Annotated in this window: 24 protein-coding genes; 10 read left to right on the top strand and 14 right to left on the bottom strand. The window is 71.6% G+C overall.

The window, feature by feature from the left end; genetic code table 11:
• Positions 1 to 5: 5 nt before the first annotated feature.
• Together IOD14_RS06365 and IOD14_RS06360 are read left to right on the top strand one after the other, a co-directional pair.
• Positions 6 to 1940, top strand: a complete 1935-nt coding sequence (locus IOD14_RS06365; RefSeq protein ID WP_123991447.1) for a fumarate reductase/succinate dehydrogenase flavoprotein subunit — start codon at positions 6 to 8, stop codon at positions 1938 to 1940.
• On the top strand, positions 1937 to 2707 hold the full coding sequence (locus IOD14_RS06360; protein ID WP_123991446.1) for a succinate dehydrogenase/fumarate reductase iron-sulfur subunit: 771 nt from the start codon (positions 1937 to 1939) through the stop codon (positions 2705 to 2707). Before IOD14_RS06365 ends, IOD14_RS06360 begins: the two co-directional genes overlap by 4 nt.
• Here IOD14_RS06360 and IOD14_RS06355 read toward each other — a convergent pair.
• Genes IOD14_RS06355 through IOD14_RS06345 form a run of 3 tightly spaced genes read right to left on the bottom strand, consistent with a single transcriptional unit; the run spans position 2688 to position 5119 of the window.
• Complete coding sequence (locus IOD14_RS06355; protein ID WP_123991445.1) at positions 2688 to 3002, bottom strand: hypothetical protein; 315 nt, start codon at positions 3000 to 3002, stop codon at positions 2688 to 2690. The genes IOD14_RS06360 and IOD14_RS06355 overlap by 20 nt on opposite strands.
• Positions 2999 to 3973: a phosphotransferase gene (locus IOD14_RS06350; protein ID WP_212669848.1), complete on the bottom strand. Its 975-nt coding sequence runs from the start codon at positions 3971 to 3973 to the stop codon at positions 2999 to 3001. The genes IOD14_RS06355 and IOD14_RS06350 overlap by 4 nt, the downstream gene beginning before the upstream one ends.
• Positions 3974 to 4018: 45 nt before the next feature.
• Complete coding sequence (locus tag IOD14_RS06345; protein ID WP_212669847.1) at positions 4019 to 5119, bottom strand: glycosyl hydrolase family 18 protein; 1101 nt, start codon at positions 5117 to 5119, stop codon at positions 4019 to 4021.
• An 80-nt stretch (positions 5120 to 5199) separates the two neighbouring features.
• Between IOD14_RS06345 and IOD14_RS06340 the strand changes: the two genes are divergently transcribed.
• Entirely contained in the window at positions 5200 to 6582 is a 1383-nt protein-coding gene (locus IOD14_RS06340) for a hypothetical protein (protein ID WP_249125853.1), read from the top strand.
• Here IOD14_RS06340 and IOD14_RS06335 read toward each other — a convergent pair.
• The 6 genes from IOD14_RS06335 to IOD14_RS06310 all read right to left on the bottom strand — a co-directional run bounded on the left by IOD14_RS06335 (position 6579) and on the right by IOD14_RS06310 (position 13173).
• Entirely contained in the window at positions 6579 to 9206 is a 2628-nt protein-coding gene (locus IOD14_RS06335; protein WP_123991443.1) for a SpoIIE family protein phosphatase, read from the bottom strand. The genes IOD14_RS06340 and IOD14_RS06335 overlap by 4 nt on opposite strands.
• Before the next feature lie 272 nt (positions 9207 to 9478).
• Entirely contained in the window at positions 9479 to 9883 is a 405-nt protein-coding gene (locus IOD14_RS06330) for an ATP-binding protein (protein WP_212669846.1), read from the bottom strand.
• A 95-nt stretch (positions 9884 to 9978) separates the two neighbouring features.
• Complete coding sequence (locus IOD14_RS06325) at positions 9979 to 10443, bottom strand: (deoxy)nucleoside triphosphate pyrophosphohydrolase (protein WP_123991441.1); 465 nt, start codon at positions 10441 to 10443, stop codon at positions 9979 to 9981.
• 25 nt (positions 10444 to 10468) lie between these two features.
• Positions 10469 to 10660: an SPOR domain-containing protein gene (locus IOD14_RS06320; RefSeq protein WP_007384464.1), complete on the bottom strand. Its 192-nt coding sequence runs from the start codon at positions 10658 to 10660 to the stop codon at positions 10469 to 10471.
• A gap of 314 nt (positions 10661 to 10974) precedes the next feature.
• Positions 10975 to 11727 carry a GntR family transcriptional regulator gene (locus IOD14_RS06315; RefSeq protein WP_123991440.1) on the bottom strand — a complete coding sequence of 251 codons (753 nt, stop codon included), beginning with the start codon at positions 11725 to 11727 and terminating at the stop codon, positions 10975 to 10977.
• 147 nt (positions 11728 to 11874) lie between these two features.
• On the bottom strand, positions 11875 to 13173 hold the full coding sequence (locus tag IOD14_RS06310; protein WP_212669845.1) for a DUF4190 domain-containing protein: 1299 nt from the start codon (positions 13171 to 13173) through the stop codon (positions 11875 to 11877).
• 83 nt (positions 13174 to 13256) lie between these two features.
• Here IOD14_RS06310 and IOD14_RS06305 point away from each other — a divergent pair, with 83 nt between their 5' ends.
• Positions 13257 to 14444 carry a serpin family protein gene (locus tag IOD14_RS06305; protein WP_212669844.1) on the top strand — a complete coding sequence of 396 codons (1188 nt, stop codon included), beginning with the start codon at positions 13257 to 13259 and terminating at the stop codon, positions 14442 to 14444.
• 92 nt (positions 14445 to 14536) lie between these two features.
• Here the strand turns inward: IOD14_RS06305 and IOD14_RS06300 are convergent, their stop codons facing one another.
• Entirely contained in the window at positions 14537 to 15367 is an 831-nt protein-coding gene (locus tag IOD14_RS06300; protein ID WP_123991437.1) for an SDR family NAD(P)-dependent oxidoreductase, read from the bottom strand.
• Between the two features lie 90 nt (positions 15368 to 15457).
• On the opposite strand from IOD14_RS06300, the gene IOD14_RS06295 reads away from it, so the two are divergent.
• Positions 15458 to 16363 (top strand): LysR substrate-binding domain-containing protein, encoded by a 906-nt coding sequence (locus IOD14_RS06295; protein ID WP_212669843.1) that lies wholly within the window; start codon positions 15458 to 15460, stop codon positions 16361 to 16363.
• A 19-nt stretch (positions 16364 to 16382) separates the two neighbouring features.
• On the opposite strand, the gene ychF is transcribed toward IOD14_RS06295, so the two are convergent.
• The gene (gene ychF / locus IOD14_RS06290; protein ID WP_123991435.1) at positions 16383 to 17471 is read right to left on the bottom strand and encodes a redox-regulated ATPase YchF; all 1089 of its coding nucleotides are present in this window, start codon (positions 17469 to 17471) and stop codon (positions 16383 to 16385) included.
• Between the two features lie 177 nt (positions 17472 to 17648).
• Between ychF and IOD14_RS06285 the strand changes: the two genes are divergently transcribed.
• Positions 17649 to 18167: a DUF6542 domain-containing protein gene (locus tag IOD14_RS06285; protein WP_123991434.1), complete on the top strand. Its 519-nt coding sequence runs from the start codon at positions 17649 to 17651 to the stop codon at positions 18165 to 18167.
• A 65-nt stretch (positions 18168 to 18232) separates the two neighbouring features.
• Here the strand turns inward: IOD14_RS06285 and ppgK are convergent, their stop codons facing one another.
• Positions 18233 to 18976 (bottom strand): polyphosphate--glucose phosphotransferase, encoded by a 744-nt coding sequence (ppgK, locus tag IOD14_RS06280; protein ID WP_123991433.1) that lies wholly within the window; start codon positions 18974 to 18976, stop codon positions 18233 to 18235.
• A 29-nt stretch (positions 18977 to 19005) separates the two neighbouring features.
• Positions 19006 to 20016: a 4-hydroxy-3-methylbut-2-enyl diphosphate reductase gene (locus IOD14_RS06275; RefSeq protein ID WP_123991432.1), complete on the bottom strand. Its 1011-nt coding sequence runs from the start codon at positions 20014 to 20016 to the stop codon at positions 19006 to 19008.
• Between the two features lie 107 nt (positions 20017 to 20123).
• Here IOD14_RS06275 and IOD14_RS06270 point away from each other — a divergent pair, with 107 nt between their 5' ends.
• From IOD14_RS06270 to IOD14_RS06255, 4 genes are all read left to right on the top strand, one after another.
• Positions 20124 to 21497 (top strand): APC family permease, encoded by a 1374-nt coding sequence (locus IOD14_RS06270; protein ID WP_123991431.1) that lies wholly within the window; start codon positions 20124 to 20126, stop codon positions 21495 to 21497.
• 50 nt (positions 21498 to 21547) lie between these two features.
• Positions 21548 to 22756 carry an exodeoxyribonuclease VII large subunit gene (gene xseA / locus IOD14_RS06265; RefSeq protein WP_212669842.1) on the top strand — a complete coding sequence of 403 codons (1209 nt, stop codon included), beginning with the start codon at positions 21548 to 21550 and terminating at the stop codon, positions 22754 to 22756.
• Between the two features lie 9 nt (positions 22757 to 22765).
• Entirely contained in the window at positions 22766 to 22999 is a 234-nt protein-coding gene (locus IOD14_RS06260; RefSeq protein WP_123991429.1) for an exodeoxyribonuclease VII small subunit, read from the top strand.
• Between the two features lie 164 nt (positions 23000 to 23163).
• A complete protein-coding gene (locus IOD14_RS06255) occupies positions 23164 to 23754 on the top strand; it encodes a malonic semialdehyde reductase (RefSeq protein WP_123991428.1) in 591 nt (196 codons plus the stop codon).
• A gap of 97 nt (positions 23755 to 23851) precedes the next feature.
• Here the strand turns inward: IOD14_RS06255 and IOD14_RS06250 are convergent, their stop codons facing one another.
• Positions 23852 to 24373: a DUF4245 domain-containing protein gene (locus tag IOD14_RS06250; RefSeq protein WP_123991427.1), complete on the bottom strand. Its 522-nt coding sequence runs from the start codon at positions 24371 to 24373 to the stop codon at positions 23852 to 23854.
• Between the last annotated feature and the right edge of the window lie 23 nt (positions 24374 to 24396).

Below are 24396 nucleotides of genomic sequence, written 5' to 3'. Positions count from 1 at the left end.
TTCTGATGTCCGTGGTCGACCGGCAGGAATGGGACGTCGTAGTAGTCGGCGCCGGAGGCGCCGGTCTGCGGGCCGCCATCGAGGCCCGCGAGCGCGGTGCCCGCACCGCCGTGATCTGCAAGTCCCTGTTCGGCAAGGCGCACACGGTGATGGCCGAGGGCGGCATCGCGGCCAGCATGGGCAACGCCAACTCGAACGACAACTGGCAGGTCCACTTCCGCGACACCATGCGCGGCGGGAAGTTCCTCAACCAGTGGCGGATGGCCGAACTGCACGCCCGGGAGGCCCCGGACCGGGTCTGGGAGCTGGAGACCTGGGGCGCCCTGTTCGACCGCACGAAGGACGGCCGGATCTCCCAGCGCAACTTCGGCGGCCACGAGTACCCGCGCCTCGCCCACGTCGGCGACCGCACCGGCCTCGAACTGATCCGCACCCTCCAGCAGAAGATCGTGTCCCTCCAGCAGGAGGACAAGAAGGAGACCGGTGACTACGAGTCGCGCCTGAAGGTCTATCAGGAGTGCACGGTCACCCGGGTGCTGAAGGACGGCTCGCGCGTGAGCGGCGTCTTCGCCTACGACCGTGAGACCGGCCGCTTCTTCGTCCTCGAAGCGCCTGCCGTGGTCATCGCGACCGGTGGCATCGGCAAGTCCTTCAAGGTCACGTCGAACTCGTGGGAGTACACCGGCGACGGCCACGCGCTGGCGCTGCTGGCCGGAGCTCCCCTGCTGAACATGGAGTTCGTGCAGTTCCATCCGACCGGCATGGTCTGGCCCCCGTCGGTGAAGGGCATCCTCGTCACCGAGTCGGTCCGCGGCGACGGCGGGGTGCTCAGGAACTCCGAGGGCAAGCGGTTCATGTTCGACTACATCCCCGACGTCTTCAAGGAGAAGTACGCCCAGTCGGAGGAGGAGGGCGACCGCTGGTACGAGGACCCGGACAACAACCGGCGTCCTCCCGAGCTGCTGCCGCGCGACGAGGTGGCCAGGGCCATCAACTCCGAGGTGAAGGCGGGCCGCGGCTCCCCGCACGGCGGAGTGTTCCTGGACGTGTCCACCCGTATGCCGGCGGAGGTCATCCGGCGCCGGCTCCCCTCCATGTACCACCAGTTCAAGGAGCTGGCCGACGTCGACATCACGGCCGAGCCGATGGAGGTCGGGCCGACCTGTCACTACGTGATGGGCGGTGTCGCGGTCGAGTCGGACACCGCCGAGGCACGCGGAGTGCCGGGACTGTTCGCGGCCGGTGAGGTCGCGGGCGGTATGCACGGCTCCAACCGGCTCGGCGGCAACTCTCTCTCCGACCTGCTGGTCTTCGGCCGCCGGGCGGGCTGGCACGCGGCGGAGTACGCGACCGCTCTCGCGGCGGCACGTCCGCCGGTGGACGAGACCCAGGTCGACGCGGCGGCGGCCGAGGCGCTGCGCCCGTTCTCCGCGGAGGGCGCGGAGCCCGCCGTAGGGCCTCCGGAGAACCCGTACACCCTGCACCAGGAACTTCAGCAGGCCATGAACGACCTGGTCGGCATCATCCGCCGCGAGGGCGAGATGGAACAGGCCCTGGAGAAGCTCGCGGACCTGCGGGTACGGGCCCGCCGGGCCGGGGTCGAGGGGCACCGGCAGTTCAACCCGGGCTGGCACCTCGCACTGGACCTGCGGAACATGCTGCTGGTCAGCGAGTGCGTGGCGCGGGCCGCGCTGGAGCGGACCGAGTCGCGCGGCGGGCACACCCGTGAGGACCATCCGGCGATGGACCGCAAGTGGCGCAACATCAACCTGCTGTGCCAACTGGCCGACCCGACGGGCGGGTTGGCGGCCACGGACCCGGTCCGCGGTCAGATCGACCTCACCCGTGAGACCACCGACCCCATCCGCGCCGACCTGCTCGCCCTCTTCGACAAGGAGGAGCTGGTCAAGTACCTCGCCGAAGAGGAGCTGTACGAATGAGCGGCTACACGGCCCACTTCAAGGTGTGGCGGGGTGATGTGAAGGGCGGCGACCTCGAGGACTTCAAGGTCGAGGTCAACGACGGCGAGGTGGTGCTGGACATCATCCACCGCCTCCAGGCCACCCAGGCGCCCGATCTCGCGGTCCGCTGGAACTGCAAGGCGGGCAAGTGCGGTTCGTGCTCGGCGGAGATCAACGGCCGCCCCCGGCTGATGTGCATGACCCGGATGTCGGTGTTCACGCCGGAGGAGACGATCACCGTCACCCCGCTGCGGGCCTTCCCGGTGATCCGGGACCTGGTCACGAACGTCGGCTTCAACTACCAGAAGGCGCGCGAGGTCCCGGCGTTCGTGCCGCCGCCGGATCTCGGGCCCGGCGAGTACCGGATGATGCAGGAGGACGTGGACCGCTCGCAGGAGTTCCGCAAGTGCATCGAGTGCTTCCTGTGCCAGGACACCTGCCATGTCGTGCGCGACCACGAGGAGAACAAGCCGGCCTTCGCGGGGCCCCGGTTCCTCATGCGGGTCGCGGAGCTGGACATGCATCCCCTGGACGCGGCGGAGGACTCCGGCCTGGACCGCAAGAAGACGGCCCAGGACGAGCACGGTCTCGGCTACTGCAACATCACCAAGTGCTGCACGGAGGTCTGCCCCGAGGGCATCAAGATCACGGACAACGCGCTGATCCCCTTGAAGGAACGGGCGGTCGACCGCAAGTACGACCCGCTGGTGTGGCTGGGGTCGAAGATCAGGAGGAGGTCTTCGTAGCCGGCCTGAAGGCCCGCCGCTGGACGTACAGTCCCACGAAGAACACGGCCATGCCGCCCATCGCGACCGGGAAGTGCCCCATGTCCGGTCCCTGGAGCGGGCCGACGAACAGGTACGTGCCGATCCCGGCCATGGCGACCAGGGTGCCGTAGCCCCACACACGGGGCCGCAGCACCTTGGCTCGTCCCGCGCCCGGCGCGATCCAGCCTGCGGTGATCGCGGCGAGGGAGAGTCCCGCCCCGACCGTGAGGACCAGCACCGCGAGAATCACCAGCGTCTCGTGCACATCGATCATCGTCGCACGAGCTCCAGCACCCTGACCAGGTTGTGTTCGGCGATCTCCCGCATCCACCCGGGGTTCGGGAAGTCACCCTCGATCAGGCGGAGGGGACCGGCGACCAGGGACATGTGCATGGCGAGGCGGTACAGCCGCATCCGGTCCTCGTCCAGCGTGCCGGCCGGGGCGCGCAGGGCGTCGTAGCGCTCCTGGAAACGGATCCGCAGGAAGACGTGCTCCCACTCCGCGTCGAAGTACATCAGGCCGTCGACGTCGATGAGGGCGGGCCGGCCGCGGTCGTCCAACAGGACGTGGTCGGGGCCGAGTTCGCCGTGGATGAGGGTGTGCCGCTCGCGGGGGCGGACGGCTGCCGCGAGCCGTCGTACGCTCGCTTCGAGCTCTTCGCGTACGGCGGCGATCCGGTCGTCGCGTAGGGCGGCCTGCTCGATGTGGCGCAGGGCGCCCTCGGTGACGCGCCGGGCCGCGGACGGCGACGACGAGGTGCCGCCGCCGTCGACGAGTCGGACCTTGCCGAAGGCGGGGCCCTCCTGCGCGTGCAGGGTCGCGAGCTCGGCGGCGAGCCGCTGCAGCGCCGCGCGCCCGGCGGCCGGGTCCCGCTCCAGGGCCTCCTCCAGAGTCCCGCCCCGCAGGTCCTCGACGACCACGGCGTCCGTCGCGGTGTCGGCGTACAGCAGACGCGGGGTGCGGACACCCGCCGCGACCAGGCGGTCGTGAGCGGCGGTGAAGACACCGGGACCGGTGCCGGCGGAGAAGGGGTCGCGGGGGTCGGAGGGACCGGCGTCCCAGTAGTCCTCGTCCGGGGACCAGACGTAGGCGACGACGGTGCTGTCGTCGTCGAGGGCCAGCCGGTAGACCCCCTTCTTGCTGCCGCCGCGGAGCCGGGTGACGCCGGTGAGGGCGCGGCCGGTCGCGGCGCGGGCGAGGGGGGCGAGGTCGTCGCGGGTGAGGTGTCTGCGGGTGGGGGTCATCCGGCAGATCGTCGCAGCGCGGCGCACCGGTTCGCAGGTGGTTTTCTAGCGGACCCAGTCCCTCTCGTACGCCGTCCAGTCCGCCTCCGTGGCCGCGAAGTCGACGTACAGCGCCACACCGAAGTTCACGCGGTCCGCGTCCGTGCGGGAGAGCCCGAGCCGGACGCCCCGGACGGCCGCCGGGACGGTCTCGGCGAAGGCCCAGTGGTCGAAGTTGTTCTCCCGGTAGAAGGGCAGGCCCATCAGCAGATCGGTGGACCGCGGGGTGACCTCCAGTGCCAGGGAGGTCTGCTGGGCGACATAGCCGCCGTACAGGCTGTCCAGCGGTGTGCTCGTGTCGTACGACATCACCGCGATCTGGTCGACCCGGCGCGCCACCTGGCCGAAGTAGGCCTGCGACCACCACTTGGGGTGCCCGGCGAGGGTGCCCGCGACGGAGTGCAGGGCGGGCAGCGGGTCGATCTGGTGGGCGGCGACCGAGAGCGGGACGCCGTGTTCGCGGGTGACCTGGTGGAGGGTGTCGAGGAGGTCGAGGTAGTTCCGGTCGCCGGAGTGCAGGGGTTCCAGGTCGACGTGGGCGCCGTCGAACCCGGCGGCGAGGATCTGCCGGGTGGACCGGACGACGGCGGCGCGGGTGTCGTTCTCGGCGAGGCGCATGCCGTCCGGGCTCTCGGTGGCGAGCCTGTCCCCGAGCCAGGCCTGCACACGGATTCCGGGGGCCGCCCGGTGCACGGCGCCGATCAGCCAACGCGCCTTCGGGTACGCCGACTCGGGCAGGGTCCCGTCGTGCTCCAGGGGTCCCGCGTGGACGTACAGGTCCCGGATGCCGGTGTTCCGCAGGCGGCGCGCGAAGGCGGTGACGTCGGCGTCCGTCCTGCGGCCGTCCACCCAGGCGTGCCCGAGCCAGATCGCGTCCTTGTCGCGGGTGAAGGTGCCGTCGGCCGGGTCGCCGGTGAAGTTGAGCCGCAGGGCGACGGCGGCGGTGAGGAGCGGCACGAGGACGACGAGCACGAGTCCGAGGGCACTGCGACGGATCCAGCGCCGCCGTCTCGGCTTCGGCGACGACGGCTCGTCCTTCTCCTCCACGGCACCCTCGTCGGCCTCCACGGCTTCCCCGTCGGCCTGCACGCTCTCCCCGTCCGACATCCGCTCCCCCGTCCCTCGCCGTACCCCCGCTCACCCCATCCCGCTCGCGCCCCCGCAATCCGGCCCATACGCTCCGAATTGTGACGTCATCCTTGATACGGGGCCGCCCTCGGCGGGGCCGCTCGCACATATCCGTGCGGGTGGCGCATGCCCTGCTGGGCGTGGTGGCCGGGGTCGTGTGGCTGGTGCTGCCGTGGATGACGATCAATGACGACGTTCCGGTTGCAGGGGCCCGGGTCAGCGCCGCCGCCCCCGCGGAGGCGGAGTCCTCCGGCGCCGATCTCGTCCTGCCGGTGGCCGCCCTGGTCGTGGTGGTGGTCCTCGCCGCCTACGGCTCGGTCCGCCGGATACGCCGCACCCGCAGCCGTACGACACCGGCGCGGCCCGGCACGACCCACGTCGGCGCCTACCCCGCCCCCGCCGCCACGCCCGCGCTCGCCGGCCTCGACGACCGTTCCCGGGCCGCGCTGGTCGACGCCGACAACCGTCTGCGCGCCTTCCGTGAGGAACTGCCCTTCGCCGAGGCCGGGTTCGGCGCCGGGGCGATGGCTCCCTTCCGGGAGGCGGCCGAGGCGGCGGAGGCCGAACTGGCGGCGGCCTGCGCGATACGGCGGCGATACGACGAGGGCGTACCGGAGGAGGCGGCCGCCCTCGCCGGAGTCGTGGGTCGCTGCGAGGAGGCCGGCCGGCTGCTGGCGACAGCGGCGGAGAACCTGCGCGCCCTGCGCGGCCTGGACCGGGACCCGTCCGGGGCCCTGGCGTCGGCGGAGAGCAGGTTCCGTGAGCTGACCGCCCGCACGGCCGAGGCGGAGACCGAGCCGGTCGCCGGCTCCGTCACCGGATACGTCGAGCTGGCCAAGGACAGCCTGGTCACCGCCACCGTCCAGCTCAACCGGACCCATCAGGCCACCGCCTCCGGCCGGCCGGACGAGGCGGCCGCGCACCTGCGGGCGGCGGAGACGGCGATCTCCCGGGCGGACGTGCTCGTGACGGCCGTGACCCGGCTGCGCGGGACCCGCGCCGAGGCCGCCCGGCTGATCCGGCCCGCCCTCACGGGCGCGGAGGCGGAACTGGCCCCCTTCCGCGACGGCACCGCGGACGAGGGCGGGACCCACGCCCGGCTCCTGCACGCCGACGCGGTCCTGGCCGCCGTACGGCAGGAGACGACGTCCGGGCACCCCTACGACCCGCTCGGTGTCCTGCGCCGGATCGTGCACGCGACCGCGCCCCTGGCGACCGGCCGGTCCGGCGCGCTCGCTGCGGCCGCGCGGCTGGTCGCCCTGGAGTCCTTGGCCGCGGCGGACGACTGCGTCACCGTCCACCGCGAGGCGGTGGGTGCCGCGCCCCGCGTCCTGCTGTCGAGGGCACGGTCGGCCGACGGTCCCGCACGGGCGGACGCCCTGGCCCGCGAGGCGCGTGACCTCGCCGAACAGGACGTGCGCCTGCGCGGGCACCCTGCCTAGAACAGGCTCAGCAGGGCCTCCGCCGGGTCCACCATGCCGCTCTCCCCGTCCGGCAGGGGCAGTTCGAACCACACCGTCTTGCCGCGCGGGGTGCGCCGGGAGCCCCATGCGGCGCTGAGGAGGCCGACCAGTTGCAGGCCCCGGCCGCCCTCGTCGGTGTCCCGGGCGCGACGGCGGCGGGGCTGGACCAGGCCGGAGTCCCAGACCTCGCAGACCAGGGTGCGGTCCAGGAGGAGCCGCAGCCGGATCTCACCCTCGCCGTACCGCAGGGCGTTGGTGACCAGCTCGCTGACCAGGAGTTCCGTGGTGTCGACCAGGGGCTCCAGGTCCCAGCTGAGCAGCCGGTCGCGGGCGTACTCCCGGGCCCGGCCCACGCTGCGGGGCTCGCGCGGGAGGGTCCAGTCGCCGACGGAGTCGGCGGGCAGGCCCTGGACACGTGCCATCAGGAGCGCGATGTCGTCCTCGCCGTGATGGGTGTCGAGGGTGTTGAGGACGTGGTCGCAGACGTCCTCCAGGGGGGCGGAGGGGTCGGTGAGCGCGCCGACGAACGCCTGGAGGCCCTCGTCCAGGGGGTGATCGCGGCTTTCGACCAGTCCATCCGTGTAGAGCGCGAGCAGGGCGCCTTCGGGCAGTTCGACCTCGACCTCCTCGAAGGGCTCGCCACCGACGCCGAGCGGCATGCCGGGCGGCACGTCGAGCATCATGGCGTCCTCGCCGGGTTCGACCAGCACGGGCGGCAGATGGCCCGCGTTGGCGAAGGTGCAGCGGCGGGTCACCGAGTCGTAGACGGCGTAGACGCAGGTCGCCAGGTACACCTCGGACAGGTCCGCCTCACGGGGGCGGCGGGCCGCGCGGGTGGCCTGCTGGACCCCGCCGGGGGCGCCGAGCCCGCGGGCGATCTCGTCCAACGCGGAGAGGACCTCGGCCGGTTCGAGGTCCAGGAGGGCCAGCGTCCGGACGGCGGAGCGCAGTTCACCCATCGCCACCGCCGCGCGCAGACCGCGGCCCATGACGTCCCCGACCACCAACGCGGTGCGGTGTCCGGGCAGTTCTATGACGTCGAACCAGTCGCCGCCGACCTCGCTGGGGCGGTCCGCGGAGGAGTCGCCGGGCAGATAGCGGCAGGCGATGTCCAGGCCCGCGGCGACCGGGTCGCCCGGGGGCAGCAGGGACCGCTGCAGTATCAACGCCCGCTCGTGCTCCCGCCGGTACAGACGCGCGTTGTCGATGCAGACGGCGGCCCGCGCGGCCAGTTCCACGGCGAGATCGCGGTCCCGGTCCCCGAACGGCTCACTGCCCTTGGTCCTGGCGAACTGCGCTAGTCCTACGACGGTGTCGTGGGCGACCATCGGCACCGCGAGCGTGGACTGCACGAGACCGCCCTCCTCGGCCGGGATGTACTGCGGACGGGCGGTGCGCAGCGCGTCCGCGCAGGGCGAGTTGAAGGGGTAGTGGTGGACCGCGCCGACCGAGACGGGGTCACCCGAGCCGATGAAGGGGGCGTCGGAGACCGCGCTGGCGAAGGCGACCCGGCGCAGTTCGGCGCTGCCGTCGGCGAGCCCCGGCGGGGTCTCGTCGCCGGCCAGGAGGCCCTGGTAGAGGTCGACGGTGGCCAGGTCGCAGAAGCCGGGGACGACCACGTCGAGGAGTTCCCGGGCCGTGGTCTCCAGGTCGAGCGAGTTCCCTATGCGGGCGCCGGCCTCGTTCAAGAGGGCGAGATTGCGCCGGGCGGCGGCGGCCTCACGGGCGGCGGCGCGGCGGGCGGTGATGTCCGTACCGAGCCAGGCGATCCCGATGGGCCGCCCGGAGCCGCTGCGCACCCGGTAGAGGTTGATGGACCAGTGGCGGCGCTCGTCGGAGCCCGGCAGAAAGCCCGTGACGTGCATGTCCGTGATGGAGTCGCCGGTCTCCAGGACCCGGCGCAGGGTCGCGCTGACCCGCTCGGCCTCGGGACGCGGCAGATAGTCGTGGACGCCCTTGCCGCGGTGGTCGTCCGGGCTGCCGCCGAAGAGGGAGGCGAAACGGTAGTTGACGCGACGGACCCGCAGATCGGGATCGATCAGAACAAACCCGAAGGGAGACTGACCGAAAATCGCCTGCGAGGCGGCGAGGTCGGTCTCGATGCTCCGGAGTGTGCGCACGTCGACGACGATGCAGACGGCGGCCTTCTCGCCCTCCTCGGTGCGCGTCGGCATGACGTAGACCTCGGCGAGGCCCTCCCGGCCGCACTCGCCCTCACCGGCCGCCGCGGGCACCCGGAAGGGGACCACACCGGTCCACTCGCGACCGTCCAGGATCTCCGCCATCTTGCGCTGGCCCTGTGCGCGCAGGTCCGGGTCGATGAACGCCTCGATGGGGTCCATGCCGACGGCGTGCCCGGCGGGGATGCCGAAGAGCTGCTCGGCGCGCAGGCTCCACTGGTCGACAAGGCCGTCGGGGCCTATGGAGAAGGACGCGACCTTGATGTAGTCGTAGATCGAACCGGGTGGACTGCTCTGCCACATGGCGTCACCGGACGGCCCGTCACCGTGACCGACGGGTACCACGGCGTCGCCCGCGGCCTCCGCCATCGCGCCGTCCGACGGGTCCTTCGACTCCGTGGCCTTCGCTGGTATCTCGCTCACGCGAACCGTCCCCTCCAGCTCACCGCGTCCGGTACCGGTCACCGGGGGCGGCTGCCCGCAGTATCCAGCACTACGGCGCCGCACAACACGGTGTTCACGATCACAGCACGATCCCGACGGTTTTCGGTCCGGGCTGCGACAACACTTCCAGTCTTCTAACCAGCGGACACGTCGTCGAATCACGTCTGCCGACAACCGCCACCGGCCTGAACCACTCGGTGGACAGGGGTTGGGGTGTCGTACAGGCGTTCTTCACCGCGATCAGGCCCCTTTCATACCGGTATCGAGAGTTCGAACCAGACCGTCTTGCCCGTGGCTCCGGGCCGGGTACCCCAACGGTCGGCAGCATTGGCGACCAGTTGCAGGCCGCGGCCGCTCTCGTCGTCCAGGTCGGCGACGCGTTCGCGGGGCGGGTCGGGCAGGGGGTCGGAGACCTCCACCCGGAGGATGCCGTCGGTCCCGGGACGGACCAGACGGACGCCGATGGGGCCGGTGGCGTGCCGCAGGGAGTTGGTCACCAGTTCACTGACCAGCAGGGCGGCGACGTCGGCGAGGCCGTCGAGGTTCCAGGCGGCCAGCCGGTCCCTGACAGCCGCGCGGGCAGCGCGAACGGCGCCCGGGTCCGCCGGGAACGTCCACTTGGCACAGTCGCCTTCGGTGTCGATCACGCCGATCACATCCCGGGCCAGCCCATGTCCGCTTTCGTGGGGTTAAGGGGCACATACCCGATATTGAGGGTGCAGTACCGCGCCGAATGGTGTAACAGGGGCGCCTAGGAGCTCGGGGGCACTCGCCGTCGTGCGGGTGCGGGTTCATGGGGGCCGGCCGGGCGGTCTCCCGCACCCGTGAAGGCCCTCAGCGCGCCGATGGCCTCCACGTCCTGGTCGAGCCAGTCCACCTCCCCGATCCGCTCGGGGGTCAGCCAGCGCAGTTCGTCGTGGTCCTGAAGGGGTTTGGGGTCCGGGGAGTCCGGGAGGAGGCGGGCCGTCCAGGCCTGGAGGACGTAAGGGGGCTTCAGGGGCCACTCACCGGGGACCCGCTCCAGCACCTCGGCCTCCACGCCCAGTTCCTCACGCAATTCCCGGGACAGGGCCTCCTGCGGGCTCTCGCCGTCCTCCACCTTGCCCCCGGGCAGCTCCCAACGGCCGGCCAGCGCAGGAGGCGCGCTGCGGCGGGCTGCGAGGAGGCGGTCGCCGTCATAGAGGGCGGCCGCCACCACCACGATCCGTTCCGTCATGCGGCGGAGCCTACGGGAGGCTCCGTCAGTCGGCGGAACTCGCGCCGTTGGGGCCGATGCGCTCGACCCAGTAGAGCTGTTTGTGGCCGCGGGCATCGAGGCTGTCGGCGATCTTCTGGGCCTCCGCCCTGGTCGCGTACCTGCCCACGCGGTAGCGATTGCCGTTGTCGTCCTGTCGTATGACGAGCCAGGGAAGAGTGATCGTGCCGTCGTTCACCGCGCCCCACCGCCCCTTCCCGACCTGCGTCGAGCCCCACCCGATAAGGAAACCGCAATCCGCATATGCCCGAGCCTACGCCCAACCTTTACGCAGCGAACACGCGTTTTCACAAAGAGGTACGCAACCAGCCAGGACGGACTCCTCCGACAGGGGGCGCGCGATTGTCGACGCGCCCCCGGTGGGCGGCCATGCCTCCGACCGGGAGCGCCCCGGAAACAGCAGTGTCGACCTGCGAGAACGGCCGAATTCGAACGGCGTTCGCCTGAGGGCCGGTTGAGCGCTCGCCCGGGGCAACTTCCCCGGGGCGCGCGCTACTTCACCGGAAGGTGGTACGCGACCTGGTAGCGGTCGGCCGGAATCACCACGTCTGCCGTCTCCACGGGGCGGCCCGAGGCGTAGTAGGTGCGGTGGACCACGAGGACGACATGCCCGGGGACACCGCCCAGGGCGAGGAGCTCCTCGGCGAGGCCGGGGCGGGCGCCCACCTCCTCGGTGACGTTGTCCACGACGACGTCGATGGCGGCCATGCGCTCGACCACGCCCATGCCGCCGAGGGGGCCCTCCTCGGGGAGCATCACGGGGGTGCGCCCGGTGACCGCGAGGGGCTCCCAGGAGGTGGAGAGCATGATGGGCTCACCGGCCTCCCGGAAGACGTACTTCGTGCACATCACCCGGTCCCCCGGCCGGATGGCGAGCCGCTCCGCGATGGCGACGGAGGCCTCGGTCTGCCTGCTGCTGGACTCCCAGGTGCCGCGCCCCTCCCCGTCGGCCTGCTCCTGCCGGTAGGGCGTGGCACCGGAGGCCGGGCGGTAGCCGGAGCGGGCGATACGGCGGGGCACGGGACGCTCGCGGACGTACGTCCCGGAGCCGGAGCGGCCCTCGACCAGACCCTCGGCCATCAGCACCTTGCGGGCCTCCAGCGCGACGGTGTCCGAGACGCCGTACTCCTCGCGGATTCTGGCCTGGGACGGCAGGCGGGTGTGCGGTGGCAGCGAACCGTCGACGATCTTCTTGCGGAGATCACCCGCGACGCGCAGGTACGCCGGCTGCTCACCGAATGTCACTGGCCGCTCCCATCAGGTTGTACAGACAGCAACAGCCTGGCAACCGTGGGTTGGGCCATGCAAGCAAAGGCCAGAGAATCACTCGATGTGATGACATGTTCCGGTGGCGGTCTTTACGCAGGCACTTTCTCCCCGCTATGGCCGCGATCACACATCGAGTTCGCCTCCAGTCGAGTCACCGCCCCCGTCGCCGTAGTCCTCGTCGTACGTCGGCCGCTTGGTGGCCAGCCCCAGAGCCTTGCGTGCGGTGACCGTGCTGGAGCCGTCGACGTAGGCGTAGCCCTTGTCGTAGTGGGTGTAGAAGGTGTCGATGTCGTCGTTCTCGGCCGCGGTGACCGCCTTCGCCCACTCGGCGCGCGCCTTCTCCAGGTCCTTGACCAGGGCCGCGACCGGCTTGTCGGCCTTGGCCGGCCAGGAGTGCGCGCGCAGCGCCCCGATCTGCCGGTCGAGGGTGCCGTGGACGTCCCGCGACCAGTCCTGGTAACCGGGCAGGTCGTCCTCGGGGTACTCCTCGGGCTCCTCCCACAGCACGGTGTCCATGGCGTTGAGCGACTTCAGAAGGGTGACCTGGTCCGCGTCGAGGGTGCTCTCGTCGGCGCGCAGCGAGCCGGTCAGGGTGGCCTTCTCGTCGGTGTTGCCGAAGATGCAGGTGACCTCGCGGTCGCCGAGGCGCCAGCTCTGCCGGGTCGGACCGAAGTAGTACACGTCCACGTCCTCGGGCAGCGCCCAGGTGTCCATGACGTAGGCGTCCCGCAGCGGGTAGCACTTCGCGTCGGCGGCGTCGGAGACCGCGCTGTCCCCGGGGAACGTGGAGCCGGTCATCCTGAACGCGCCGAACACCTCGCCCTCGTGCTCACCCGCGCAGGGCACCTCCTTGACGTCGTAGGTCAGCCCTTCGAGGGACTCCCCCGGCGCGACGAAGCACTGGCCCTTGACCACCGAGAAGGCCGTGCCCTCGGTCGCGCCCTTCTTGAACCCCTCCCACGCGTCGGAGAGCCCGCCGGTGGCGAGCACCAGCACCCACAGGGCGAGCCCCAGCGACGACAGGATCGACCCGGTGATCGCGAGCGCCTTGCCGGACTGGCCCTTCTTCCTGATCTGCACCAGCGCGATCACGCCGAGCAGCAGTCCCACGCCCGGGAAGCAGCACAGGACGCCGAGCACCAGGGAGGCGATGGCGAGGCCGTTGACGGAGGAGGGCCGGGCGTAAGGGCTGTAGCCCTGCCCCCAGGTCTGGTACGGCGGGCCATAGGGTTGCCCGTACGGCTGCCCGTACGGCTGCCCGTACGACTGCGGTCCCTGAGGCTGTCCGTAGGGCTGCGGTCCCGGTGCCGGCGGCCCGTACGGCGACTGTCCCTGCGGCGGCGGAGCGTACGGGTCCGGGGCCGGGGACGGCCCCTGGGCGGGGGCGGGCTGGTGGGGCCCAGGGGGCGGGGGTATGGACACGGGTACCGTGCTCCTGGTTCAGGCAGTGGCGGGGAACTGACGTACGACAGGGCGCATGGTATGCGCGGGGCGGGCGGGGTGGAATGCCGATCACGGGTGCGACGGCCCAGGTGGTGAACGGGCTCACGGCGCGGTGGGCGGGGGTGTCCTCCGGGGGGACCGTGTTCTCGGCCGCCGGGGTGTGGCCGCTGCTGGCCTTCCTGGCCGACGGGGCGCAGGGGGCGGCGCGGGCCGAGCTGGCGCGGGCCCTCGGGGTGCCCGCGGAGCAAGCGGCCGCGGCGGCAAGGGAGTTGCTCGCGGGACTGGCCGACGAGCGGGCGCTGGACTGTGCCCTCGGACTGTGGACCAGGCGGACGCTGGAGCTGCGCGAGGAGTGGGAGACCGGGCTGCCCGTCGACGCGCTCGGGGTCCTCACCGGCGATCCCGCCCTCGACCAGCGGGAGATGGACGCCTGGGCCGCGAAACGGACCGGCGGGCTGATCGCGCGGATGCCGGTGGAGGCGCGGGACGACACCGAGCTGGTGCTGGCGAGCGCGCTGGCCCTGCGGACCACGTGGCTGCGGCCCTTCGAGGTGCGTCCGGTACGGCCGTCCGCGGGCCCCTGGCAGGGCCGCACCCTGCGCGGGCTGCACCGGCTCAGCGTGCGGCTGGACCGGGTCGGGGTGGCGGCCGCGCCCGAGGGCCGGGTCACCGAGGTGCGGGTGCTCGGCGACCACGGCATCGACGTCCATCTGCTGCTCGGGGACGAGCACATGACGCCGGGTCAGGTGATGGCGGCGGGAACGGCCGCGCTCGACGACACCTGTCCGGTCGTACGGGGGTCGTTGCTTCCGTACGGGCCCGCGGGGCCGGGGCTGCGGGTCGAGGAGCGGCCCTGTGCCACCCCTCGGCAGCCGACGCTGGAGGTGACGACGGCGGCGTTCGAGGTGCGGGCGCACCACGATCTGCTGGAGCTGCACGGGCTGTTCGGGCTCACCGCGGCACGGGACGCGCGGCAGGGGCACTTCCCCGGCATCAGCGTCTCGCCGCTGACCGTCGGCTCCGCCCGGCAGTCCGTCCTGGCCCGCTTCGACGCACTCGGCTTCGAGGCGGCCGCGGTGACGGCGGTCGCGGCGGCGCCGGGCGCGGCGCCTGGCGGGGCCCCGCTCGGGTACACCTCGACCGTGGTCACGGCCGCCTTCGACCGCCCCTTCGGCTTCCTCGCCGTGCACCGCGAGACACGGCTGGCGCTGACGGCGGGGTGGGTGAAGGAACCGGCGGCGTTCGGCTGACCGGCCGTCAGCACCGGTCGTCAGCACCGGCCGTCAGCACGGGCCGTCAGCACGGGCCGTCAGCGCCGGTCGTCAGCGCCGCTTGTCCGTCATCAGTCGTCGAAGGCGGTGGCCCGAGTGCTCTTCTCCCAGGCGGCGACGTCGGCGCGCACGCCGTCGAGATGGTCGAGCACCGCGGTCACCGCGTCCTCGCCGAGGGGCAGCCGCAGCGGGGTCCGTTCGGCGTCGAGCGCGGCCCGGATCAGCGCGGCCGCCTTCGCCGGATCGCCGGCCTGGCTGCCGTCGCCGCCGGAGACGAACCCGCGGGTCTCGCTCACCTTGGCGTAGACCCCGCTGTCGGCGCTGACCCCCGCCCGGCCCGTCTCGAACAGCGAGGTGCGGAAGGCTCCCGGCTCCACGATCAGCACCTTGACACCGAACTCCCGCACCTCGTCGGCGAGCCCCTCGGACATGCCCTCCAGCGCGAACTTCGTCCCGCTGTACGCCGAGAATCCCGCGAAGGACAGCTGCCCGCCCATGCTGCTCATCTGCACGATCGCCCCCGACCGCCGCTCGCGCATGGAGGGCAGCACGGCCCTGGTGAGGGCCGCGGGACCCAGGACGTGCAGGTCGAACAGTTCGCGCAGTTCCTCGTCGGTGGTCTCCTCGAAGGCGCCGACATGGGTTCGGCCCGCGTTGTTGACCAGTACGTCGATCCGTCCGTGGCGGGCCAGCACGTCGCCCACCGCGGCCTGTGCGGCGGCCGAGTCGGTCACGTCCAGACGCAGCGCCTCCAGCTGGTCGGGGTGAGCGGCCACCAGGTCGTCCAGCGCCTCGGGCCTGCGGGCGGCACCGACCACGACATCGCCGTCGGCCAGCGCGGCCTCGGTGATGGCCCGCCCGAACCCGCTGCTCGCTCCCGTGATCAGCCACACCTTGTTCATGACACCTCGCCTCTCGGGTCTTCCCGGTGGTTCCACGCATCAGCCTGCTGCGGAAGTCGGTTGCCGGTCCAAGACCCACAGTGATAACCGATGGCTATGACGACGGATGTGCATGTACGGGACCTGCGCTATTTCCTGGCGGTGGCCGAGGAACTGCACTTCACGCGCGCGGCCGAGCGGCTGTACGTGTCGCAGCCCGCGCTGAGCAAGCAGATCCGGGCGCTGGAACGGCAGTTGGGCGTGGAGCTGTTCCGGCGGGACCGGCGGGGCGTGCTGCTCACGGAGGCGGGTGAGGCCCTGCTGCCGCACGCCCGGCAGGTGCTGGCTGCCTGGTCCGCGGCGGACACCGCGATGGCGACGGCCAGGGCGGCGGGGCGCGGCACGCTGGTGGTGGGCATGAGCACCAGCCCCGGCCGCGGCGGCCTGCTGCCGGCGATCCGGTCCCGCTTCACGGCCGCACATCCGGAGGCGGTCGTACGACTGCGGCAGGTGGGCTGGCAGGACCCCACCGCGGGCCTGGCGGACGGGGAGACGGAGGTCGCGTTCGTGTGGCTGCCGCTGCCCGACGAGGAGCGCTACGGGTGGACCCCGGTCGCCGAGGAACCCCGCCTGGTCGCCCTCCCCGACAGCCACCCCCTCGCCACCCGTGAGGAGGTGGACTTCGCCGACCTGGAGGACGAGCCGTTCCTCGCCCTGCCACCGAGCGCGGGCCCCCTGCGCGACTTCTGGCTCGCCCTCGACGAACGGTCCGGCCGCCCGCCCCGCATCGGCGCGGAGATCGCCGGCACGGAGGAGACCTACGAAGCCCTCGTCGCCGGCCTGGGCATCTGCCTCGTGGCCGCCGGCAACGCCCCGCTGATCACCCTGGGCGGCGTGGTCACCCGCCCGGTGCGCGGAATAGGCCCGAGCAGATACGTGCTGGCCTGGCGCAAGGAGGACGCGGGGCGGCCGCTGGTGCGGGGCTACGCGCGGGCGTGTCGGGCGGTGGGGGGCTGAGGGGCTGCATCCGTGCGGCTCACACGTTGAAGCGGAACTCCACCACGTCCCCGTCCTGCATGACGTAGTCCTTGCCCTCCATCCGCGCCTTGCCCTTCGCGCGGGCCTCGGCCACCGAGCCCGTCTCCACCAGGTCCTCGAAGGAGATGACCTCCGCCTTGATGAAGCCCTTCTGGAAGTCCGTGTGGATGACGCCGGCCGCTTCGGGGGCCGTCGCGCCCTTCTTGATGGTCCAGGCGCGGGATTCCTTGGGGCCTGCCGTGAGGTAGGTCTGGAGGCCGAGCGTGTTGAAGCCGACGCGGGCGAGGGTGGTGAGGCCGGGCTCCTCGGCGCCGACCGACTCCAGGAGCTCCAGGGCGTCCTCCTCGTCCAGCTCGGCGAGGTCCGCCTCCAGCTTCGCGTTCAGGAAGATCGCCTCGGCCGGGGCGACCAGGGCGCGCTGCTCGTCCTTGAAGCCGTCGTCGACCAGTTCGTCCTCGTCGACGTTGAAGACGTAGAGGAACGGCTTGGTCGTCAGGAGGTGCAGGTCGTGGAGGAGCTCCTCGTTGCCGGAGCCCTGGACGATGCCCGCCGAGAACAGCGTGTCGCCCTTCTCCAGGATCTCCTTCGCCGCCTCCACGGCCGCGACCTTCGGCGCGACGTCCTTCTTGATCCGCGACTCCTTCTGGAGGCGCGGCAGGACCTTCTCGATGGTCTGCAGGTCGGCGAGGATCAGCTCGGTGTTGATCGTCTCGATGTCGTCCTTGGGCGAGACCTTGCCGTCGACGTGTACGACGTTCTCGTCCTTGAAGGCACGGATGACCTGGCAGATCGCGTCCGACTCACGGATGTTCGCGAGGAACTTGTTGCCCAGGCCCTCACCCTCCGAGGCACCCTTCACGATGCCCGCGATGTCCACGAAGTCGACGGTCGCCGGGAGGATCTTCTGGGAGGAGAAGATCTCGGCCAGTTTCGCCAGCCTCGGGTCCGGGACACCGACCACGCCGACGTTCGGCTCGATCGTGGCGAACGGGTAGTTGGCCGCCAGCACGTCGTTCTTGGTCAGGGCGTTGAACAGGGTCGACTTGCCGACATTCGGCAGACCGACGATTCCGATCGTGAGCGACACGTTGCGACTTCCCGTACGTGAGAGGAGACGTGAGGAGACTGGCGGCCAGGGGGCCGATCCACCAGTCTACGGCGTGCCGTACCCCGCTTCGGCGGCCCTCTCGAACGCATGGCCAAGGTCTTTCCCACGGCGTGTCCGAGAGCCGATTCCGCACATAAACAGACCTAAGTTGGTCCAGTGGAGCAACACAGGACCCGCCCCCCGCACAACGGAACGCGACGACCGGCACCGGCAGCGCCACTGCCCGCGCAGGCCCGCGGCGAGCGCCGACCGCCGGTGGCCCGCCGTCCGCCACCGCCCGTGGTCCGGACGCTGCGACGGCTGCCCAACCCCCGGCTCACCGGGCTCGGCGGCGGTCTGTTCTGCACCGCGCTGATGTTCGTGCTCGGCTGTCTCGTCTCCCTGCTGTTCGGCCCGTGGCTGACGGCGTACGGCGTGCTGTTCGTGCCGGTCAGCGTGTTGACCGCGGTCTGGATGCGCCGGGGCGATCTGCTGACCGCCCCGATCATCGTCCCGATCGCCTTCGCCGTCGGACTCGTGCCCGTCGCCGACAGCAGCGGGGGCACCTCGGGCCGCCTGATGGGCCTGTTCACCGCGCTGGCCACGCAGGCCGGCTGGCTCTACGCCGGCACCCTGGCCGCCGGCCTCATCGCACTGGTCCGCCGGATCCGCCTGGTACGGCGCCGCTCACGCTGACATGGGCCGGCACCACACGGCCAGGCGGAGGGGCCGTGGGGCGCGAGGCCCATGGCCCGGGCCTCCTACTCCTGCGCCGCCCGCATCGCCGCGCCCACGATCCCCGCGTTGTTCTGCAGCTGCGCCGGGACGATCTCCGCCTGGATGCCCTCGATGTGGGGCAGGAACTTCTGGGCCTTGCGGCTGACGCCGCCGCCGATGATGAACAGCTCGGGCGAGAAGAGCATCTCGACATGGGCGAGGTACTTCTGGACCCGGCGCGCCCAGTGCTCCCAGGTGAGCTCCTCGTCCTCCCTGGCCTTGCTGGACGCCTTCTTCTCGGCGTCGTGGCCATGCAGCTCCAGGTGGCCGAGCTCGGTGTTGGGGACGAGGACGCCGTCGACGAAGACCGCGCTGCCGATGCCGGTGCCGAAGGTGAGCAGGATGACGGTGCCCTTGCGGTCCTTGCCCGCACCGAAGCTCACCTCGGCGACACCCGCCGCGTCCGCGTCGTTGACCACGGTCACCGGCAGGCCGCCGAGCCGCTCGCCGAACAACGCGCGCGCGTCGGTGTCGATCCAGCTCTTGTCGACATTGGCCGCGGTGCGGATGTGCGATCCGTCGGTGACCACGCCCGGGAAGGTGAGCCCGACCGGGCCGGTCCAGCCGAAGTGGTCCACGACCTGCTTCACCCCGTCGGCGACGCCGTCGGGCGTCGCCGGCTGCGGGGTGAGCACTTTGTGACGCTCCTGCGTCAGGTCGCCCTTGTCCAGGTCCACAGGGGCGCCCTTGATCCCGGATCCGCCGATGTCCAAGCCGAAGATCTGCATGGCCCTACGTTACGACGGACGACGGACAGTCACGCCTCGGAGGTCCCCTTGCGCTCCGCGACCAGCGCCGCGGCCTCCTCGCGCAGGTCCCGGCGCAGTTCCTTCGGCAGCGAGAAGGTGATGGACTCCTCGGCCGCCTTCACGAGCTCCACGTCGCCGTAGCCGCGCTGCGACAGCCACTCCAGGACCTCCTCGACGAGCACCTCCGGCACCGAGGCGCCCGAGGTCACGCCGACCGTGGTCACGCCCTCCAGCCAGGCCTCGTCGATCTCGCTCGCGAAGTCCACGAGGTATGCCTCGCGGGAGCCGGCCAGCTTGGCGACCTCGACGAGCCGCTTGGAGTTGGAGGAGTTTCGGGAGCCGACCACGATGACCAGCTCGGCCTCGGCGCCCATCTGCTTGACCGCGAGCTGGCGGTTCTGCGTGGCGTAGCAGATGTCGTCGCTGGGCGGGGAGATGAGCTGCGGGAACTTCTCCTTGAGGGCGTCGACGGTCTCCATGGTCTCGTCCACGCTCAGGGTCGTCTGGGAGAGCCACACGATCTTCGACGGGTCACGGACCTCGACCTTGGCGACATCGGCCGGGCCGTCGACGAGCTGGATGTGGTCGGGGGCCTCGCCGGAGGTGCCGATGACCTCCTCGTGGCCCTCGTGCCCGATCAGCAGGATGTCGTAGTCCTCGTTCGCGAACCGGACGGCTTCCTTGTGGACCTTGGTGACCAGCGGGCAGGTCGCGTCGATGGTGGCGAGCTTGCCGCGCGCGGCCTCGTCGTGGACGACGGGGGCGACGCCGTGGGCCGAGAACATGACGATGTTGCCCGGCGGGACCTCCTCCGTCCGTTCGACGAAGATGGCGCCCTTCTTCTCCAGGGTCTGTACGACGTACTTGTTGTGGACGATCTCGTGCCGGACGTACACCGGAGCGCCGTACTGCTCCAGGGCTTTCTCGACGGCGATCACGGCGCGGTCCACCCCCGCGCAGTAGCCACGGGGGGCGGCGAGCAGGACACGGCGGCCAGACGAAGCGGTCATGCGTCCCATCGTAAGGCCGCGTTCGGCCGGTCAAAGATCGCGTGCCGGTGACCTTCCCGGGGAGACTGACCGGGAGAAGTGAGGGACGGGACGGGCGAGGCACAGGCGGAGGCGCGATGTCCGGTACCGGCACGGCGGACCGTACGACCGAGGAGGCACCCGGCGACCTGCGGCGCAGCCTGGGCTTTCGGGACCTCGTCGTCTACGGACTGCTGTTCATCGCCCCCATGGCGCCGGTCGGCGTCTACGGCACGCTGGACGCCAAGTCGCACGGAGCGGTCGCCCTCGTCTATGTCGTCGCCACCGTGGCGATGGCGTTCACCGCATTCAGTTACGCGCAAATGGTGCGAGTCGTCCCCCGGGCGGGATCGGTGTTCGCCTACGCGCGCGCGGGGCTCGGCAGCAGGGCCGGGTTCGTCGCAGGGTGGATGGCGATGCTGGACTACCTCCTCATCCCCGCCGTGGCGTACCTGTTCTCCGGCATCGCCATGAACTCCCTGGTCCCGGAGGTCTCGCGCTGGGTGTGGACGGCGCTCGCGGTGGTCGTCACGACCCTGCTGAACCTGTGGGGCGTGCGGGCGGCGGCCCGGGTGGGCTTCCTGGTGCTGGCGATGGAGATCGTGGTCCTGCTGGTCTTCGTGGTGTCGGCGGTCGTCGTCCTCGCGCGGGACGGCGCCGAGCGCGGCTGGCTGTCGCCGCTGTCCGGGGACGGCACCCAGGGCGCGTTCGCGCTGTCGGCGGTGATCGGCGCGGTCTCGGTCGCCGTCCTGTCGTATCTGGGCTTCGACGCGATCGCCTCCTTCGCGGAGGAGGTCACCGGCGGTTCGGCGAAGGTCGCGCGCGCGGTGCTGTTCTGTCTGGCCCTGGCGGGCGTGCTGTTCGTGGCGCAGACCTATCTGGTGGCCCTGCTTGATCCGACGGCCTCGGCGCAGTACGCGGCGGACCCGGGCAGACAGGGGTCCGCGTTCTACGACACCGTGGACTCGGCGGTCGGCACCTGGCTGCACGATCTGGTGGCCGTCAGCAAGGCGATCGGCGCGGCCTTCGCCGCTCTCGCGGGACAGGCGGCGGCCGGGCGGCTGCTGTTCGCGATGGGCCGCGACCGACGGCTGCCCCGAGCGCTCGCGAGGACGGACGCGGGCGTGCCCAGGGTGGCTCTGCTGTGCGCGGCCGTCATCACCCTGGTCGCGGCGGTGTGGGCGGCGCGCCGGGACGACGGCATGGACCATCTGGTGTCCGTGGTCGACATCGGGGCCCTGACGGCCTTCACGCTGCTGCACGCGAGCGTGGTGGGCTGGTTCGCGGTCCGCAGGCGCGGTGGCCCGGTGATCTGGTGGCGGCACGTGCTGGTGCCGGTCGTCGGGGCGGCGATCACCGTGGCGGTGATCGTGGAGGCGTCGCGGGCGGCCCAGGTCGTCGGCGCGGTGTGGTTCGCCGTGGGGCTGGCGGTGCTGCTGGGTCAGCGGGGACGGCGGGAAGCCACCGGGTAGTTCACGACCGGTGACGGTGCGTTGTCGTACCCGGCCGTTACGCTCGCGGCATGGCTGTGAACTCGACCCCCGAAGCGCCCCTGCCCGTCGGCGAGGTGTCGCGCCTCATCGGCGGCTGGATCGACCGCCTCGGCGCCGTCTGGGTCGAGGGCCAGATCACCCAGCTCTCGCGGCGCCCGGGCGCCGGCGTGGTCTTCCTCACGCTGCGCGACCCGTCGTACGACATCTCGGTGAGCGTGACCTGCTTCCGCCAGGTCTTCGACGACGTCGCCGATGTCGTCAGCGAGGGCGCCCGGGTCGTTGTACTGGCGAAACCGGAGTGGTACGCGCCGCGTGGGCAGCTCTCGCTGCGGGCCACCGAGATAAGGCCGGTCGGGGTCGGTGAGCTGCTGGCACGCCTGGAGCAGCTGAAGAAGTCCCTCGCGGCGGAGGGGCTGTTCGCGGCGGAGCGCAAGAAGCCGCTGCCGTTCCTGCCGCAGCTGATCGGGCTGGTCTGCGGGCGCGCCTCGGCCGCCGAGCGGGACGTCCTGGAGAACGCCCGGCACCGCTGGCCCGCGGTCCGCTTCGAGGTGCGCAATGTGCCGGTGCAAGGTGTGCACGCGGTGCCGCAGGTCGTGCAGGCGGTCAAGGAGCTCGACGCGCTGGACGAGGTGGACGTGATCGTCGTGGCGCGCGGCGGGGGCAGCGTGGAGGACCTGCTGCCGTTCTCCGACGAGCAGTTGGTGCGGGCGGTCGCGTCCTGCCGCACGCCGGTGGTGTCGGCGATCGGCCACGAACCGGACACCCCGCTGCTCGACTACGTCGCCGACCTCAGGGCCTCCACGCCGACGGACGCGGCCAAGAAGGTCGTACCGGATGTCGGGGAGGAGTACGACCGGGTGCGGGCGCTCAGGGACCGCGCGCGGCGCTGTGTCGAGTCCTTCCTCCAGCGCGAGGAGCGGGGGCTGGCGCACGCGCTCGCGCGGCCGTCGATAGAGGATCCGCACCGGATGATCGACGAGCGCGCCGACCACGTGGCCTCCCTGACCGACCGTGGCCGCCGCACCCTGGGCCATCTGCTGGACCGCGCCGACTCCGAGCTGACGCACACGCACGCGCGCGTGGTGGCCCTCTCCCCCGCCGCGACCCTTCAGCGCGGGTACGCGGTGCTCCAGAAGGCCGACGGACATGTGGTGCGGGCGCCGGACGAGGTGGCGGCGGAGGAGACCCTCAGGGCGCGGGTCGCCGAGGGTGAGTTCACTGTCCGAGTCGATGCATAGGGTGGGCGGATGACCAGCAAGGTGGCGGAAGAGGCGCTCGGTTACGAGCAGGCGCGGGACGAACTGATCGAGGTCGTACGGCGGCTGGAGGCGGGCGGTACGACGCTCGAGGAGTCCCTCGCGCTCTGGGAGCGGGGCGAGGAGCTCGCCAAGGTGTGCCGGCGCTGGCTGGACGGGGCGCGGGCGCGACTGGACGCGGCGCTGGCCGAGGAGTCGGACGAGGGCGAGGGCGACTCCGAGTAGCCGCGGACGGCCGCGGGCCGCGCGCGAGGACCGGGTGATCTGTGAAGCGGATCACCACGCCCCGCTTTTTGTTGAAGGTTGAACTTCAGTCGCGTACCGTCAGGGGGGTCAACCGGTCCACGGTCCGTTTACGGGACCGACGTACATCCCGAGAAGGTTTCACCATGTCTCTCGTTCTTGACCCCGCCGCCCAGGACCTGCTGTTCCGCGAGGCCCGCACCGCGAACACCTTCACCGACGAGCCGGTGACCGACGAGCAGGTCCAGGCGATCTACGACCTGGTCAAGTACGGCCCGACCGCCTTCAACCAGAGCCCGCTGCGCATCACCCTGGTCCGCTCCGCCGAGGCCCGTGAGCGCCTGGTCCAGCACATGGCCGAGGGCAACCAGCCCAAGACCGCCACCGCCCCGCTGGTCGCGATCCTCTCCGCGGACAACGAGTTCCACGAGGAGCTGCCGGAGCTCTTCCCGCACTTCCCGCAGGCCAAGGACGTCTTCTTCAGCGAGCGCCCCGCCCGTGAGGGTGCCGCCGGGCTGAACGCCGCCCTGCAGGCCGCGTACTTCATCATCGGCGTCCGTGCCGCGGGCCTCGCCGCCGGCCCGATGACCGGTCTGGACTTCGAGGGCGTCCGCAAGGAGTTCCTGGACGACGACCACACCCCGCTGATGGTCGTCAACATCGGCAAGCCGGGCGACGACGCCTGGTTCCCGCGCTCCCCGCGACTGGCGTACGACGACGTGGTCACCACCGTCTGAGACGCGTGACACGGAAAAGGGCCCCCACCGGGTGGGGGCCCTTTCTCATGCCGTCACGCCGTCTTCAGCGCCGTGCCGTCAGTTCGGCGCCGTGCCGTCAGGCCGTCTTCAGCGACTTCGCCATCTCGGTCAGCTGGGCGAGCGATCCCGTGCCCGCGACCACCGTCGTCGCCCCGTCGCCCTGGTGCACGAGGGCGTCGTAGCGGCCGCCCGTGTACCGCGTCCAGGTGCGGCCGGCGATCTGCCGGGTCTCCTTGGTCGCCTCGCCGCCCTGGCTGGCCTCGTCGATGAACTCCGCGGGCTTCTGAGTCGACTGCTCGATCTGCACGTACTGATCGCCAGGGGCCTGGAAGCCCAGGTGCCAGGCGTCGAACTGGTCACCCCGGAAGCGCACCGAGGTCGCCTTCCAGCCGGCCGACAGGCCCTCGGGCGCGGCCACCGGGTAGGAGGCCGCGCGGCGGGCCGTGAGCAGCTCGACGCGATAGTCGACCGTCTTGATGTCCGGAGCGGAGTCGTCGTGCGGGATGAACACGTAGATGACCGCCGCCGCGATCCCGATCAGGCCCAGGGAGAGAATCATGTCCCGGACCGTCTTCTGCTTGCCGTTCGAACCTGCCACGCCCCCTATCGTCGCAGGTGCCC

It is taken from the genome of Streptomyces sp. A2-16, assembly GCF_018128905.1.
Lineage (GTDB): Bacteria > Actinomycetota > Actinomycetes > Streptomycetales > Streptomycetaceae > Streptomyces.
This window is presented reverse-complemented; position numbering and strand designations above follow the sequence as displayed.

Coding starts and splice junctions, on each gene's coding strand:
- IOD14_RS06295 (WP_212669843.1), top strand. CDS start 15,458: ATGGCTATGACGACGGATGTGCATGTACGGGACCTGCGCTATTTCCTG.
- ppgK (WP_123991433.1), bottom strand. CDS start 18,976: ATGCAGATCTTCGGCTTGGACATCGGCGGATCCGGGATCAAGGGCGCC.
- IOD14_RS06350 (WP_212669848.1), bottom strand. CDS start 3,973: ATGACCCCCACCCGCAGACACCTCACCCGCGACGACCTCGCCCCCCTC.
- IOD14_RS06325 (WP_123991441.1), bottom strand. CDS start 10,443: ATGACGGAACGGATCGTGGTGGTGGCGGCCGCCCTCTATGACGGCGAC.
- IOD14_RS06305 (WP_212669844.1), top strand. CDS start 13,257: ATGCCGATCACGGGTGCGACGGCCCAGGTGGTGAACGGGCTCACGGCG.
- IOD14_RS06300 (WP_123991437.1), bottom strand. CDS start 15,367: ATGAACAAGGTGTGGCTGATCACGGGAGCGAGCAGCGGGTTCGGGCGG.
- xseA (WP_212669842.1), top strand. CDS start 21,548: ATGGCTGTGAACTCGACCCCCGAAGCGCCCCTGCCCGTCGGCGAGGTG.
- IOD14_RS06275 (WP_123991432.1), bottom strand. CDS start 20,016: ATGGGACGCATGACCGCTTCGTCTGGCCGCCGTGTCCTGCTCGCCGCC.
- IOD14_RS06255 (WP_123991428.1), top strand. CDS start 23,164: ATGTCTCTCGTTCTTGACCCCGCCGCCCAGGACCTGCTGTTCCGCGAG.
- IOD14_RS06270 (WP_123991431.1), top strand. CDS start 20,124: ATGTCCGGTACCGGCACGGCGGACCGTACGACCGAGGAGGCACCCGGC.
- IOD14_RS06365 (WP_123991447.1), top strand. CDS start 6: ATGTCCGTGGTCGACCGGCAGGAATGGGACGTCGTAGTAGTCGGCGCC.
- IOD14_RS06345 (WP_212669847.1), bottom strand. CDS start 5,119: ATGTCGGACGGGGAGAGCGTGCAGGCCGACGGGGAAGCCGTGGAGGCC.
- IOD14_RS06355 (WP_123991445.1), bottom strand. CDS start 3,002: ATGATCGATGTGCACGAGACGCTGGTGATTCTCGCGGTGCTGGTCCTC.
- IOD14_RS06360 (WP_123991446.1), top strand. CDS start 1,937: ATGAGCGGCTACACGGCCCACTTCAAGGTGTGGCGGGGTGATGTGAAG.
- IOD14_RS06260 (WP_123991429.1), top strand. CDS start 22,766: ATGACCAGCAAGGTGGCGGAAGAGGCGCTCGGTTACGAGCAGGCGCGG.